Genomic DNA, 246 nt, shown 5'->3' with positions numbered 1-246 from the left:
ACAGAAGCTGCATATTCCATCGGTATGACGTATGGTCAAACGATACAACGTATCATTTTACCGCAGGCAATTCGAGTGTCGATTCCTGCACTAGGTAATACATTTTTAAGTTTAATCAAAGATACATAGACACGTGAAATACTTCTTAAAATTTTACTCGTTGAAATTCGCATTAATGCTGTAAATAATGCAATAATCAATCCTAAAACAAATGTAACTAATGTAATAGGAATTGAATATTTGACC

The 246-nt window shown here is 32.5% G+C and carries 1 pseudogene; it reads left to right on the top strand.

Annotation, left to right across the window (positions count from 1 at the left end):
• A pseudogene (locus tag IDG64_RS14825) lies at window positions 1-126 on the top strand (ABC transporter permease subunit); the annotation flags it as partial.
• Window positions 127-246: the final 120 nt, after the last annotated feature.

The sequence above is a fragment of the Staphylococcus sp. EG-SA-15 genome (assembly GCF_017151895.1).
Taxonomy (GTDB): Bacteria; Bacillota; Bacilli; order Staphylococcales; family Staphylococcaceae; genus Staphylococcus; species Staphylococcus aureus.
The sequence above is the reverse complement of the archived record's forward strand: the minus strand, read 5'-3'. Positions and strand labels throughout refer to the sequence as shown.